Source organism: Opitutia bacterium, from assembly GCA_016217545.1.
GTDB lineage: Bacteria > Verrucomicrobiota > Verrucomicrobiia > Opitutales > Opitutaceae > Didemnitutus.
Map to the genome: position 1 here is coordinate 1 of JACRHT010000002.1, position 13,855 is coordinate 13,855.

General features: G+C 65.7%; 11 protein-coding genes. 6 read left to right on the forward strand and 5 right to left on the reverse strand.

Annotated features, from left to right (window positions below; genetic code table 11):
• Window positions 1-194: 194 nt before the first annotated feature.
• A complete protein-coding gene (locus tag HZA32_00020) occupies window positions 195-1,724 on the reverse strand; it encodes a methionine--tRNA ligase (protein MBI5422438.1) in 1,530 nt (509 codons plus the stop codon).
• Window positions 1,725-1,817: 93 nt separating this feature from the next.
• Here HZA32_00020 and HZA32_00025 point away from each other — a divergent pair, with 93 nt between their 5' ends.
• From HZA32_00025 to HZA32_00050, 6 genes are all read left to right on the forward strand, one after another.
• Window positions 1,818-3,053, forward strand: coding sequence for a sensor histidine kinase (locus HZA32_00025; protein ID MBI5422439.1), 1,236 nt, complete (start codon window positions 1,818-1,820; stop codon window positions 3,051-3,053).
• Window positions 3,050-3,715 carry a response regulator transcription factor gene (locus tag HZA32_00030; protein MBI5422440.1) on the forward strand — a complete coding sequence of 222 codons (666 nt, stop codon included), beginning with the start codon at window positions 3,050-3,052 and terminating at the stop codon, window positions 3,713-3,715. The genes HZA32_00025 and HZA32_00030 overlap by 4 nt, the downstream gene beginning before the upstream one ends.
• Window positions 3,716-3,904: 189 nt before the next feature.
• Entirely contained in the window at window positions 3,905-4,378 is a 474-nt protein-coding gene (locus HZA32_00035) for a hypothetical protein (GenBank protein MBI5422441.1), read from the forward strand.
• The gene (locus HZA32_00040; GenBank protein MBI5422442.1) at window positions 4,378-5,193 is read left to right on the forward strand and encodes a prepilin-type N-terminal cleavage/methylation domain-containing protein; all 816 of its coding nucleotides are present in this window, start codon (window positions 4,378-4,380) and stop codon (window positions 5,191-5,193) included. Before HZA32_00035 ends, HZA32_00040 begins: the two co-directional genes overlap by 1 nt.
• Before the next feature lie 7 nt (window positions 5,194-5,200).
• On the forward strand, window positions 5,201-7,441 hold the full coding sequence (locus tag HZA32_00045) for a hypothetical protein (GenBank protein ID MBI5422443.1): 2,241 nt from the start codon (window positions 5,201-5,203) through the stop codon (window positions 7,439-7,441).
• A 36-nt stretch (window positions 7,442-7,477) separates the two neighbouring features.
• Window positions 7,478-8,176: a hypothetical protein gene (locus HZA32_00050; protein ID MBI5422444.1), complete on the forward strand. Its 699-nt coding sequence runs from the start codon at window positions 7,478-7,480 to the stop codon at window positions 8,174-8,176.
• 9 nt (window positions 8,177-8,185) lie between these two features.
• Here the strand turns inward: HZA32_00050 and rdgB are convergent, their stop codons facing one another.
• From rdgB to HZA32_00070, 4 genes are all read right to left on the reverse strand, one after another.
• Window positions 8,186-8,788 (reverse strand): RdgB/HAM1 family non-canonical purine NTP pyrophosphatase, encoded by a 603-nt coding sequence (gene rdgB, locus HZA32_00055; protein ID MBI5422445.1) that lies wholly within the window; start codon window positions 8,786-8,788, stop codon window positions 8,186-8,188.
• Window positions 8,789-8,938: 150 nt separating this feature from the next.
• The gene (gene ribD / locus HZA32_00060) at window positions 8,939-10,081 is read right to left on the reverse strand and encodes a bifunctional diaminohydroxyphosphoribosylaminopyrimidine deaminase/5-amino-6-(5-phosphoribosylamino)uracil reductase RibD (protein ID MBI5422446.1); all 1,143 of its coding nucleotides are present in this window, start codon (window positions 10,079-10,081) and stop codon (window positions 8,939-8,941) included.
• Window positions 10,082-10,104: 23 nt separating this feature from the next.
• A complete protein-coding gene (locus HZA32_00065) occupies window positions 10,105-10,749 on the reverse strand; it encodes an MBL fold metallo-hydrolase (protein ID MBI5422447.1) in 645 nt (214 codons plus the stop codon).
• A 100-nt stretch (window positions 10,750-10,849) separates the two neighbouring features.
• Window positions 10,850-13,819 carry a PAS domain S-box protein gene (locus HZA32_00070; protein MBI5422448.1) on the reverse strand — a complete coding sequence of 990 codons (2,970 nt, stop codon included), beginning with the start codon at window positions 13,817-13,819 and terminating at the stop codon, window positions 10,850-10,852.
• Window positions 13,820-13,855 lie beyond the last annotated feature (36 nt).

Consider the following 13,855-nt stretch of genomic DNA (forward strand, 5'->3'; position numbering starts at 1 on the left):
CGCTCAGCCGCTACACCGCCGACGAAGGTGGTGCGCGTTGACCTCAACGCGCTCTTCGCAGACGAGCCCCGTGCAGCGGGTTGAGTTCAACGCGCTCCACCTCGATCCGATGCGCAATTCATGAGCCGTGACGGTCGCCGTCAGGGACGACGGCGACCACCTGGCGCGCGCGCGATCAGCGTTCATGCGACGCGTCAGCCTTTCTTCTCGGGCGCCGGTTTTGGGAACAGGATGTCGACCGCGCCGAGCTTCGCACCGGCGAGGCGGCCGCCCCACTCCAGTTCGCCTTCCCACTTAGAGAGCGGAGGCAACGCGAGACCGGTGCGGATCTTATCGACCGCAGCGGGCATCACCGGCCAGAGCAGCGCCGAGCCGAGACGCAGCGCCTCGGCGATCGTCGCAAGCGTGGTGCGGAGCTGAGCCTGCGCGGCGGGCGACGGGTCCTTGGCGAGCTTCCACGGCGCGCGTTTCTCGATGTAGGCGTTGGTCGCGGCGACGAACTGCATCGCCCGCTCCAGCGCGAGGTGGAATTGGAAGCCGTCGCACAGCGCGGTGAACTCGTCGCGCGTCTTCGGCCACAGCGCCTGTAACTCGCGCTCGGGATCTTCGGTGACCTCGAATGTCGGCACGACGCCCGCGGCGAAGCGCGTCGTCATGTTCAGCGTGCGATTCACGAGATTGCCGAGGCTGTTCGCCAACTCGCTGTTGTAGCGGACGAGGAATTGCTCCTGTGAAAAATCCGCGTCCATGCCGACCGTCATCTCGCGCACAAGGAAGTAGCGCAGCGAGTCTACGTTCCAAGTTTTGGTAAACTCGACCGGATCGACGAAGTTGCCGGTGCTCTTGGACATCTTGGCCCCGTTGATCGACCACCAACCGTGCACGAGCAGGCCTTTCGGCGGCGGCAGCCCGAGCGCGTGGAGCATGATCGGCCAGTAGATGCCGTGTGCGGGGATAAGGATGTCCTTGCCGATGACGTTATAGTCGGCAGGCCAGCGGCCGAGGTCCTTCACCGCGGTGTAGTAGTTCAGCAGCGCGTCGAACCACACGTAGGTGACGTAGTTCTCGTCGAACGGCAGCGGAATGCCCCACTCGAGGCGATCCTTCGGACGCGAGATGCAGAGGTCGTTGAGCGGCTCGCTGAGAAATTCGAGCAGCGACTTGCGACGGTGCGCCGGAAACACGAAGTCCTCGTGCGCCGTGATATAGTCGATCAGCCACTGCTGATAGGCGCGCAGCTTGAAGAAGTAGTTGCTCTCCGTGATCTCGATGACCTCGCCGAAAATTTCCGGCCATTTGCCGTCGGGCAGGCGGTCCTTCTCCTGGAGAAACTGCTCCTGGCGCGGCGAGTAGAAGCCCTTGTATTCGGCCTTGTAGATCTCGCCCTTGTCGAAGAGCTGCTGCAGGCAATCGCGCACGACCTGCTTGTGGCGCGGCTCGGTGGTGCGGATAAAGTCGTTGTTCGAGAGATTGAGGAGCTTCGCGAGCTGGACGAATTCCTGCGCGGTGTCGTCGACGAACTCCTGCGTCGGCACGCCCTTGGCGCGCGCGCTTTGCTGGATTTTTTGGCCGTGCTCGTCGGTGCCGGTGAGGAAGAAGACGTCCTGCCCCTGCATTCGCTTGGTGCGCGCGATGACGTCGGACAGCACCTTTTCGTAGGCGTGGCCGAGATGCGGCGAGCCGTTGACGTAGTCAATGGCAGTGGTCAGGTAGAACGACTTCATGAAAAGAACGGTCAAAGTAGTGGTCGGGACCCGTTTGTCGAAGATTTTGACGGGACTCGCCGGGCGGCCTAAGACACCTTCGCCAACTCCCTCATGACGCCCCTCGCTCGCGCGCTCCTGCTCTCGATCACCCTCGTCGGGGTTTTCCTCGTCGCGGCGTTTTCACTGCAAGCGTGGTGGCTGCGGCAGGAAACCGCGGCGCGCAGCGAAATGGCGGACCGGCTCGAAACCACTTTGAGCGGCGCCCTCCGCCTCGTTTCGCGGGCTCCGGAAAAATGGGACGAGTCCTTTCGCCGCGATCTGAGCGGCTTGGTGCAGGCCGACGTCCAACTGCGGCGCGCGCCGGTCGTGGCGCCAAACCTGCCGGACGCCTTGTTCGCGGCGGTTCCGCTGCCGGGTCATCCCGATTGGACGGTCACCGCCACCGGCAACTCGCCCACGCTCCAGCGGCTGCGGCGCTCGCATCAACGCCTCTTCGTCACCACCATCTTTCTCGCGCTGCTTCTCGGTGCCATTCCGCTCGTGTTCAGCCTGGCCAGCTCGCGCCCGAATCCCGAGCGCGACACTCGTGCACCTTGGCGGCGCGACGCGGCGGGCTTCGAGCAATTCGCCCGCCTCACCGTCGAGCGCGGCGCGGCGCTCGAACGCGAGCACGACGCGCGCCGTCGCGCCGAGGAGGACCTGCAGGTCAGCCGCACGCTGCTCGACCGTTCTCTCGAGGAGCGCATCAAGCTCGGCCGCGAACTCCACGACAACATGAGCCAGACGCTCTACGCCGTGAGCCTCGCGCTCGAAAGCGTCCGCAAGAAAATGACCGCCGCGCCCGCGATAGAGGAGCGACTCGACCAGTGCGTCGTCGAACTGCGCCGCCTCAATCAGGAAGTCCGCGCTTACATCCGCGAGCTCGAGCCGGAGAATCTCCGCCGCGAATCCTTCCCCACCGCGCTGGCCTCAACGCTCAAAGGCCTCGTGCCTGATCACGTGGTGCTGGAACAACGTCTCGATCCCACCGCGCTCGAACTGATTCCCGCGCAGCACGCCTCGGAGCTGGTGAACATCGTTCGCGAGGCTGTCAGCAACAGCGTGCGCCACGGCCGCGCGCAACGCATCACGCTGCGCGCCGCGCATGACGCAGGCTCGCTCGCGCTCGCGATTGCGGACGACGGCGCGGGCTTCGCCGCCAGCCAGACGGCTTCCGGCGGCCACGGCCTCGCCAACATGCGTGCCCGCGCCGCCGCGCTTGGCGGCACGCTGCACGTCGAGTCCGCCCCGGGAAAAGGCACTCGCGTCCTCCTCACGTTGCCCCTCGCCTCTCCTTCCTCCGCATGAACGCCGCCCCAGTCCGTCGCATTCGCGTCCTGCTCGTCGACGACAGCCCGCTGATCCGGCTTGGCCTGCGCGCCGCGCTCGAAGACCGCGCGGACATCGAGATCGTCGGCGAGGAAGGCACCGCCACCGCTGGCGTCGCCGCCGCGGAGCGGCTGAAGCCCGACGTCGTGCTCCTCGACTTGCGCCTGCCGGACAAACCGGGCTTCACGGCCTGCCGGGAAATTTCCGCCCACTTGCCGACCGCGCGCGTGCTCATCCTGACCTCCGCGACCGACGAGCGAAACGTCCAGCAAGCCATCGCCGCCGGCGCCTACGGCTATCTGCTCAAGGACAACGACAGCGCCACGCTCGCCGCCGCGATTCTTCAGGTTGCGTCCGGCCGCTCCGTGCTCGACCCGACGCTGGCCGGGCAAGTCGTAAGCCTCGTGCGCCGCGGACCCGAACTCAGCGCAGCAGACAAAATCAAGTCCCTCTCATTTCAGGAACACCGAGTCGTGGCCCTCCTCACCGAAGGCAAAACGAACAAGGAAATCGGCGACGCGCTTAACCTCACGGAGAAGACCGTGAAGAACTATCTCGCCACGATTTTCGACAAACTCGGCATCCAACGCCGCGCGCAGGCCGCTGCGCTTTTTACCGAAGCGCACCGCGAGTCGCTCTGATTTACGCGACTAGAGGCTTTCGCCTCCCTGATTACGGGAGGCGAGTGCCCCCTTCCATCGACCCTGTTTGGCACAGGCCGAGTGTGGCACTCTGGCCCCATGTCATCCGTCCCTAGCTCACCGCTTCGCCGCTCTCGCGTAGCGCGAAGCCGAGTTGCCGCCGCTTCCGGCCTCACGCTGGTCGAAGTCATGATCGCCCTCGGCATCTTCGCCATCACCGCCACCTCCGTCGTCGCGGTGACGTTTCGAATCCGCTCGATGGCGGAGCAGACGATCTATCAAAACACGGCGCTCGTTCTCGCCCAAGGCTACGTCGAGCAATTGCGCAGCGTCGACTACACCACCCTCAGCTCCGCCGCCGCCAACAGCGCCATCGCCCTGCCACTCGTCAACGCCACCGGCGCCGCGGCCACCGACACCTCGGGCGGTTCGCTCGGGAATGGCGACTGGTCCAGCGAGGTCGTCTACCTCGACGAAGACAGCGCGGGCCACAGCATCCAACCGCTGACCTTCCGATTCCAGCCGGTGCTCAACCTGCTTTCTCCCACCACCGCCGCCGGCGTGGAAATCACGGTCAACTACGAGACGACCTACAACTTCGGCCTCACTCGAACCTTCCGCGGCACGCTGCGCACCGTGCGCTCCGGTATTCCCACCTACTGATGAGAACCAGACGCCCACCCGCCCGCGCCGGCTACTCGCTCGTCGAAGTGCTGGTCACCATGACCGTGATGGGCTTGGTCATGGCCGGCGCCCTGCCGTTCTTCATTTCGAATCTCCGCTACCAATACGTCGGCGAACAAAAACTCCTCGTGAACCAGGACGTGCGACGCGCCACCAACGAGCTCGTCGAAAACGCCCGCGAAGCGAACAACTTCGCCCTCTACCAGAGCTTCTACAACCAGAGCCGCGCCAACGGCACCTCCGTTTCCCGCGATGCCAACGCCAGCGGCGCGGTCACTTGGGCCGACCGCCAACTCAACGGTCAGGCCGGCGACATGCTGGTCTTCGTCTACTACACCGACTCCTACTTCGACACCCGCTTCTACGACGGCGTCGCCGGCAACAGCCCCGACCTCTCGCAAGGCCGCGTCTCGCGCCTCGTCATTTATTGGACCGCCCCCAATCGCAACATCTCCGGCGAAACCGCCCTCTACTGCCTCGACACCGATCGCTACAAGGGCGCCGGTGCTACTTGGAACACCGGCTGGGGTGCCACCCTCCCCGCCGCCCTCTCCACCACCGGGGTCAGCGGCACGACCACGATCGAGGCCCTACTGCCACCGGCCAACAGCACCTGGGCCCAAAGCACCGACGCCCGCATCGTCCTGAACGACCTCAACGGCCTCGCCAACACCGGCGCCTGCTTCGTGAACTTCCAAAACCGCTCCGTCATCGTGCGCGCGAAAATCCTGCACGGCTCCCGCGCCAAGCGCGTCACCAACACCTACAACTTCACCGTCACGCCTCGCGGCTGACCCTCCCATGGACTCGTTCCTCTCTCCCTCCCGCCGCCGCGGCGTCGCCCTCGTGACCGTCGCCCTGCTCACCACCTTCGTGGGCATCACCGCCGCCGTGCTCCTCCGCTACGCGATCGTCGAGTTCCGCCTGAACCAGCGCACCGCCCTCCGCTTCGCCAGCAAGAATGCCGCCGAGGCCATGATGGAATACGGCGCCGCCGAACTGATGGCGCGACTCCAGCGCAACGTGAACTTCTCCACCAACGAGCTCATCTCCTCACCGCTCACCACCGCCACCACCCGCAAGGCCGTCCTCTTCGCCTCCGACTCCTCCAACCTCGTTTCGTCATCCTCCCTCCGGCTCTACGCCTCCGCCTACTCGGAGCCCGGCCGCAAATACGTCGACCCCGGTGATCCCGGCAACGACTTCGACCCGCTCCGCGGACAGAACATTCGCTCCCAAACCATCCGCCTCCTCTCCCGCGCCACCGCGACTTCCGTCACCGGCATCACCGCCCCCGCCTTCGCCGTCAGCACGATAGAGATCCGCGACGTGTTCCTCTTCAACTACGCGATCTTCTACAACCTCACCATGGAGTTTCACCCCGGTGCCGACATGACCATCTCCGGCCCCGTCCACTCCAACGTCGACTCGCGCTACTCCGCCAGCTCCGTGCTGCGCTTCCAAAGCCCCGTCACCGCCGCCGGCCGGATCATTGCCGCACCGTTGTCCAATGCAGGCAGCGGCCGCCCCACCGGACAGAACGTCCAATTCGCCACCGGACTCGACCAAAATGCCGACGGCGTGCCCGATACCGTCGCCCTCAACAGCAACACCATCACTGGCTCGAACGGCTCATCGCTCGGCACCTACGTCGACTCCGATCTCGTCAGCCGCTCCTCCTCCAACAGCTTCGCCCAAATCGCCTCCCAAGTCTGGCGCGGAAACGCCCAGGACAGCTCCATGGGCGTCATCCAACAAAACCTCCCGGCCATCAGCGCGGCCAATCCGTCCCAAGCCCACGACCTCATCGAGCCCCCAAGCGGAGCGACATTGACCGAGGAGGCCGCGATAGCCCGAGAAGCCCAAAAATTCTCGAAGAAAGCCGGACTCTACATTTTTCAAGGAAGTCCGGTCAGCGGCACTGCCCCGGCCCCTGTAGCTTTCCACAACTCGGATGACGCCAAAACCTATAAGGCCCTCAATGCGGCGGCTCGTGCCACATGGCTGACGAGCAATCCTGACAAGGTAGTCACCCTCCCCACTGGGATGGTCAAGAACACCCGAAGAATGGACGACTGGCGCGAAGACAAGACTGTCAACATAGTCGATGTGGATATGAGCGTCATGCGCACCGCCGTGAACCCGTCCGGTTCCGCGACCGCCGCGGAGAAATTTCAGGTCAATGGCTCCGACTGGAATCTCGACTCTTCCACCGACGGCTGGAACGGACAGGTCTACGTCGAAGTCGAGTCCCCTCTTTCCGGCTACACCGCCACGAGCGACGTCAACGGCTCCGGCACCGGCACCGCCACGTCCGTCCGTCTGATCAACGGCTCCCGCCTCCCCAACCGGCGCGAATACAACACCAGCAACGCCATGCTGCCTGAGGGCGTTACCGTAGCAACAAACGCCCCGGTCTACATTGCTGGCAACTTCAACTCACCTGGCCTCAACGCCGGCACACGAAACGGAACTGCCGTGGGAACTGAGACAACCGCGTCCATCGGTATCCCAAAAGACAATGAGGTTCCAGCCGCCGTGATCGCGGACGCAATCAACATTCTCTCCAACGCGTGGATGTCAGGCGGCGTTCCGACCGGCGACAGCAAGTCCGACGACGCGATAGCGACATCGGCGTCACCGCCTGTGCGCGTGGCCTCCAACACTGAGATCTGCGCGGCCTTCCTTACCGGCAATGTCGCGACGGCCGGCACCGGAAATTTAAACGAAAACTACTCTGGGGGCGTCGAAAACTTCCCCCGCCTCCACGAAAGCTGGAGCGCCTCAGGCAACCGCACCCTCCGCTACCGCGGCTCCATGGTCGCACTGTTCAACAGCGAAGTCGCCACCGGCCGCTGGACCAACGCCAGCTACGGCGCGCCCACCCGCGAGTGGGGCTTCAATCGCATGTTCGCCGATGGCCGCCAGCCCCCCGGCACACCCATGCTGCGCTCCTTCCGTCGTCTCGACTACCGCGACATCTCCGAATCCGACTTCAACACCTTTCTCGCCAGCACCACCTACGACTTCACCGAGATGTAGCCCGCCTCATCTCCCGAAGAAGCCACCGCCCTCGCTTTGAAACGCCCACTCCTGTCGCTCGCCCTACTCACCCTGCTCGACCTGGCGAACGCCGCCCACGGCGAAATCCTCGGCGCGCGCGCGCTGCCGCCCACCGCCACCCTGGTCATCTCCTCGCCGCGCCGCCCGGCGGCTCCGCCACCGTGGCCCAAGCCCCCGCCACCGCCGCGTGTCATCACCGTTCCTCGCCTCGACGACGACCGCCCGGGAGCGTGGCTCCAAGCACAATTCGCTGCCCGGCGCATCAACTTCGAGGCCGATCCGCTCACCGACTGGCGCCGCGTGATCCCGCCCTCGCGCTACTCATTGGAATGGACCGGGCGCTGGGCGCCCGACGTTCGCCTCGGCGCCACTCAGCTCCCGGCTGGGCAACTCGCCGACCTCTCCGATTCCGCGTGGCGCACCTACGTCAGCACGCTGCAACGGACCTATTTCCCGCGCGCCACCATCAACCTAGACGACGACACCAACAAAAACGCGGACATGACCCGCATCCTCGGTGCTCGCACCCGCGTGATCCGCTTCGACATCCCGCCCGACGATCCGGCGGGGAAACCGACGCAACTGCTGATCGTCGCCGCCGAATTTCCCGGCGGCGTGCTGGCATTCACCTGCGACGGCCCGGCACGGGACGTCGCCGCGCTTGCCCCCACCTTCGAACGCCTCCTCAACCGCGCCGAGTCGCTGGAACCGTAACGCCGCCGCTTATCGTCCCGCCAGCCACTGCGCCAGCTGCGCCCACGCGCGGCCGCGGTGGCTGATCGCGTTTTTCTCCGCCTCGCCCAGCTCCGCATAGGTGCAGGCGAAACCCTCGGGCACGAACAACGGATCGTAGCCGAATCCCTTTCCGCCGCGCGGCTCGCGACACAGCACGCCCTCGCAACGTCCCTCGAAGACTTGCTCCACGCCGCCCGGCCCGCGCAACAGCAGCACGCACACGAAACGCGCCGCGCGCTTCCCCTCCGGCACCTCGCGCATCACCTCCACTAGCTTGCGCAAATTCGCCGCTGCGTCGCCCTGCGGTCCCGCGTAGTAAGCCGACTCCACGCCCGGCGCGCCGCCGAGCGCATCGACGCACACGCCGCTGTCATCCGCCAAGACCCACGCGTCCGGTCCCAACGTCGCCTGCAACGCCATCGCTTTCTTGCGCGCGTTGCCGATAAACGTGCCCGTGTCTTCCTCCACCGCCGGCATCTGGATCGCCGGCACCACGCGCACGCCCAACGCGGCGCTCGCCGGCGTCTCGTCCGCGAGCCGCTGCATTTCCTGAACCTTGTGCCTGTTCCCGGAAGCCAGATGGATGATCATCGCTCCCACTCTCGTAAGCCCCGAACTCGTGTCGAGCCTCCGCACGCCCGCGACGCTGCGCCAGCGACCTGACCCCACGTCAGGCTTTGCGCGCCGTCACCGAGCGCCACGCCCCCCGAAAAATTCCGCCGAAGCCTCGGCGCAGGCGGATCACTCGAGCAGGCTCCGTTTGCTGAACGTCGCCTCGTCGATGAACATTTTCTCGGGATACTTCACGAAGCCGCGCGTCAGCACGTCCTCGCCAAGCGTCTCGTGCCGCACGCGCTCGAGGCGCACCGCGTTCGCCAGGTGCTCGGTCCGCAACCCGCGGAAGATCGTCTTGCCCTTGTCGTCGCCGAACAGCACCGGCGCCTGATAACTCAGCAAATAATCGAGCTCGCGCGCCTGCAGCAGCTCGCTGACGAGTTGCGCGCCGCCCTCGAAAAACACGCCCGTGATGCCCTCCTCCGCGCACTTCTTCCGGAAATCCACGAACGACACCTTCGGCGACGCATTCGACAACACCCACGTGCGCACGCCCATCGCGTTCAACTTCCGGACGTAGCCCAAGCCCCCGTGCGAAGTCGTCACGACGATCGTCCGCTCGCGAAATTCGTCCGTGTAGAGGTTCGGCATCGCCTTATCGAGCACGCTGCGCAACAGACCATCGAAGACGAACCGCACCGGGCACCACTCGCCGACCGGCAGCCGCGAAGTCAGCCGCGGATTGTCCGCGCGCAACGTGCCCGCGCCGACCGCGATCGCCGGGAAATACCGCCGCCACAAATGCCCGTTCGCTCGCGCCGCTTCGCCCGTGATCCACTTCGACTCGCCGAGGCGCGTCGCGACCTTGCCGTCGAGCGTCACGCCCGCCTTGGCCGCGAACAGCGGCTGCTTGGTCGTGATCCAGCGATTGAAAATCAGATTCAGATCCTCGCACTCCGACGCAAGGACTCCCGCCACCACTTCGATGCCCGCCGCCCGCAGAATCTCGAAGCCATGGCCGGCGTGCGCGGGATTCGGATCGGTGGCACCGACGACGACGCGCGCGAATTGGTGCTCGATGATCGCCTCCGTGCACGGCGGCGTGCGGCCGTGCGTGCAACATGGTTCAAGCGTCACGTAGAGCGTCGCGCCGGGCAGCGGCCGGCGGCCGAGCGCCCGCAGAGCGTTGATTTCCGCGTGCGCTTCCCCGGCCTTCGCGTGATGTCCCTCGGCGACGATTTCGCCGTTCTCCACGATCAGCGCGCCCACGAGCGGATTCGGGTGCGTGTCGCCCCAACCGCGCTTCGCCACCTCGATGGCGCGCCGCATGAACCAAACGTGATCGAGCTCCTTCATCGCGCCACGCCCGCGACGAACGGGTTGTTCTCCTTCTCGTCTCCCACCGTCGTGCGCGGCCCGTGGCCCGGCAGCACGATCGTCTCATCCGGCAGCGTGTAGATCTGACCGCGGATCGACGCCGCCAACTGCTCGAAATTCCCGCCCGGCAAATCCCAGCGCCCGACACCGCCGTTGAACAGCGCGTCGCCGACGAGCGCCGCTTTCGCCTCCGCTTGGTGAAACAACACATTGCCGGGGCAATGGCCGGGGACGTGCCGCACCTCAAATTCCCGCCCGAGCGCCGCGAGCCGGTCGCCCTGCCGCATGAACGCATCGATCTTCACGCCCTCGAGTTCCATCCCGGGCATCAGGAAATCGCGCATCACCTCGGGCGTCTCGATGAGATGCTGGTCAGCCTGGTGCGCGCGAACGACGGCGCCCGTCGCCCGCTTGATCGTCGCGGCATCCTGCGTGTGATCCCAATGCCCGTGCGTCAGCCACAACTCGACGAGCTTGCATCCGTCTTTCGCGAGGATCGGCTGCACCTTCTCCCAGACATCCGCCGGCGCGTCCACCAGCACGGCCTCGCCGGCGGGCGGCTCGGTCAGCAGGTAGCCGATTGTTTGGATCGGCCCCGAAGGCAGCGGATAGATTTTCACGTTCGCCAGAATCCGCGCGTGCCACGGTTCCGCAAACGTAATTTGGCGCCGCGCGCGTCTCGCTGCCCGCTCACTGTCGTCGCACGACGGGCGCCGCGCCCTAGTTCAGCGCGGCCTGGACCTCGCGCAGGAGAGTCATCGCGGTGAAGGGTTTTGCCAGCACGCACCGCACACCGGCGCGCTCCGCTTCCTCGCTCGTCACGCTTTGGCCGAGCCCGCTGCACACGATGACGGGGATATCCGCCCGATCCACACGCAACTCGTAGATCAAGTCCCAGCCTTGCGCGCCGGGCATCATCAGGTCCGTGATCACGACCCGCACCGTATCGCGCTGCAACGGCCAGTCCGCCAGCGCTTCGGCGACGTTGGGGAAAGCCACCACTTGGTATCCGGCGCTCTCGAGCACTTCGCGCATGGCGATGCGGATCGACTCCTCGTCGTCCACCACGAGCACGCGTTCGCCGTTTCCGCGTGGCAGGTCTTCCGCGTCGGCCACCGGGGCGGCGGAGCTCTCGCAGCCGAGCGCTGGCAGGAACACCTCAAAGCGCGTGCCGTTGCCCGGCGCGGAGTCCACTTCGATGAAACCTCCGTGGCCGCGCACAATGCCGAGCACCGTGGACAGGCCCAGCCCGGTGCCTTTGCCGACTTCCTTGGTGGTGAAGAACGGATCGAAAATCCGTCGCTGCAACTCCGGGGTCATGCCATGACCCGAGTCCTGCACCGAAAGCACCACGTATGTGCCGGCGCATACGTGGTCGTGCGCCGCAGCCATCGCATCGCCCACCAAGCGTGTGGCCACGCCGAGATTGAGGCGCCCGCCCTCCGGCATCGCGTCGCGAGCGTTGATGCAGAGATTCATCAGCACCTGGTGCACCTGCGTCGGATTCGCGAGCACGGCCGGCAAGCTTCGCGCGGTGTCCCGGACGACCTCGATGTTGCGCGGCAGCGTCTCATTCAGCAGCCGCGTGATTTCCGCCACGAGATGCTCGACCTGCAGCGGGATGCGCTCGCCACCGATGCCGCGACTGAACGTCAGCAATTGCGCCACGATGCCGGCGCCGCGCTGCGCGGAGCCCTCCATCAACTCGAGATAGCGGCGCGTCTCCGCGTCGATCTGTCGTTCGCGCAGCAGCCCCGCGACCATCAGGATCGGGGCGAGGATGTTGTTCAAATCGTGCGCCACGCCGCTGGCGAGCGTGCCCACGGCCTCCATGCGCTGCGCGCGGAGGAAACGATCCTCGAGATTCTTCTGCTCGGTCACGTCGCGCGCCACGCCGACGACGCGGATGACTTTCCCTTCATCATCCGTGACCGGGTAGGCGCGGTCCAGGATCCAACGCTCGCTGCCGTCGGGCCGCACGATGCGGTATTCCTCGTGGTAACCGCCGCTCGCTTGCCGCGCGGCGGCCACCGCGACGCGCTCCGCGTCCTCCGGCACGATCGCTTGCAGCCACTCGCGGGGATTCGCGTAGAGCGCCTCGCGCGTGCGTCCCCACACTCCCTCGTAGCCGGGGCTGACGTAGACGATCTCGTTTTTCGCCACCGAGGTCATCCAGAACACCTCGTCGATGTTCTCCGCCATCTGCCGGAAGAGTTCTTCGCTTTGCGTCAGTCGCTCGTGCAGCCGCATGCGGTCGAGCGTCGTGGCGACCTGATCGGCGACGGCCTTCATCAACCGGACGTCTTCCTCGACGAAGCGCGAGCGGGTTCGGCTGCCGAAGGTGATCGTGCCGATCAGGCGATCGCCGACGAGCAACGGATGGCCGCAATAGGCGCGCAGCCCGACACCGATGAGCGTCTTCGCCTGCGGCAGCGTCACCGTCGGGAGATCGGCCAGAACCAGCGGCTGCTTGCGCTCCGCCACCACGCCCGCCAGCGAGCTGCCGAACTCCAGCACCGCAAACTTCTCGCGCAGCTCCTCTGGCATTCCTCCGCAGCTCTCCAGCAACAGGGTCTTGCCGTTCGGCGAAACCATGTGGTTCGCGAACATGTCGCATTCCAGCTCGCGGGCGATGTCCGCCAAAATCCCGCGCAACAGCGAGCGCGGGTTCTCGCCGACCACCAAGCGGCGGGAAATATCCGCCAGCAACGTGACTCGTCGCTGCTGCCGCCGGCGCGCTGTCACGTCGACCAAGGTCGACAGGATCGTCGCCTCGCCATCCGTGGTCAGCAGACGCGTCGAGAGCTCGGCGACGAAGAGTTCGCCGTTTTTCTTTCGGAAAATCCCCTCCCAACCGCGAATCACGCCATGCTCGCGCAGCATCGCCACAAACCTTGCCGCCGCTTCCGGACTGGGCCAGATGTGGCGGGCGCTCCGGCCAAGCGCTTCCTCGCGCGTGTAGCCGGTGAGCGCCACCCACGTGTCGTTCACGTCGAGCACGAGGCCATCCTCGAGTCGCGTCAGCGCGATCGCAGCCGGGTTGTTCGCGAACGCCTGGGCGAACTTCGCGCGGGAAAGGCGCAAATCCGTCTCCACCTGCTTCCGCTCGGTGATGTCCGTGGCCACGCCGTCCCAAACCACGCCAAAGTGTTCGGTGCGGTGCGGCCGCGATTTCAACGACAGCCAGCGCATGACTCCGTCCGCTCGGCGGAATCGCAGCTCGATATCAAAATCCGACATCGTCCGAAAACTCTGCTCGCCGACCGTGAACAAGCGCTCGTTGTCCTCGGCGCTGATCTGGCCATACAGTTGCCTCGCATCCGCGAGCAGCGCTTCCACGGTGATACCGTGAATCAGTTCCATGCCCGCGCTGGCATAGAGAAAACGTGGACCGGCCTCCGTGCGCACCAAGCGATACACGTAGCTGCCCGGCAGATTGTCGCCCAGCGCGCGCAGTTGCTCTTCCCGTTGGCGGGCGAGTTGTTCGGCGGCGCCACGCGCCGCGATGTTCTCGGTCAACTCACTGAAGCTCCGCCGCAGCAAGACGAGCAGCAGCAACGACGTCACGATGACGAAGAACCAACCCTTCATCATCGCGACATCGGCGAACGTATCGCGATCCTGCACCACGGACACCAACACGTGATCCGACAGGCCGATCCACAGCGCGGCGAAGACCCCGTAGGCCAAGACGATCCTCACCGCCCTAGCCCGGGAGGACTTCGT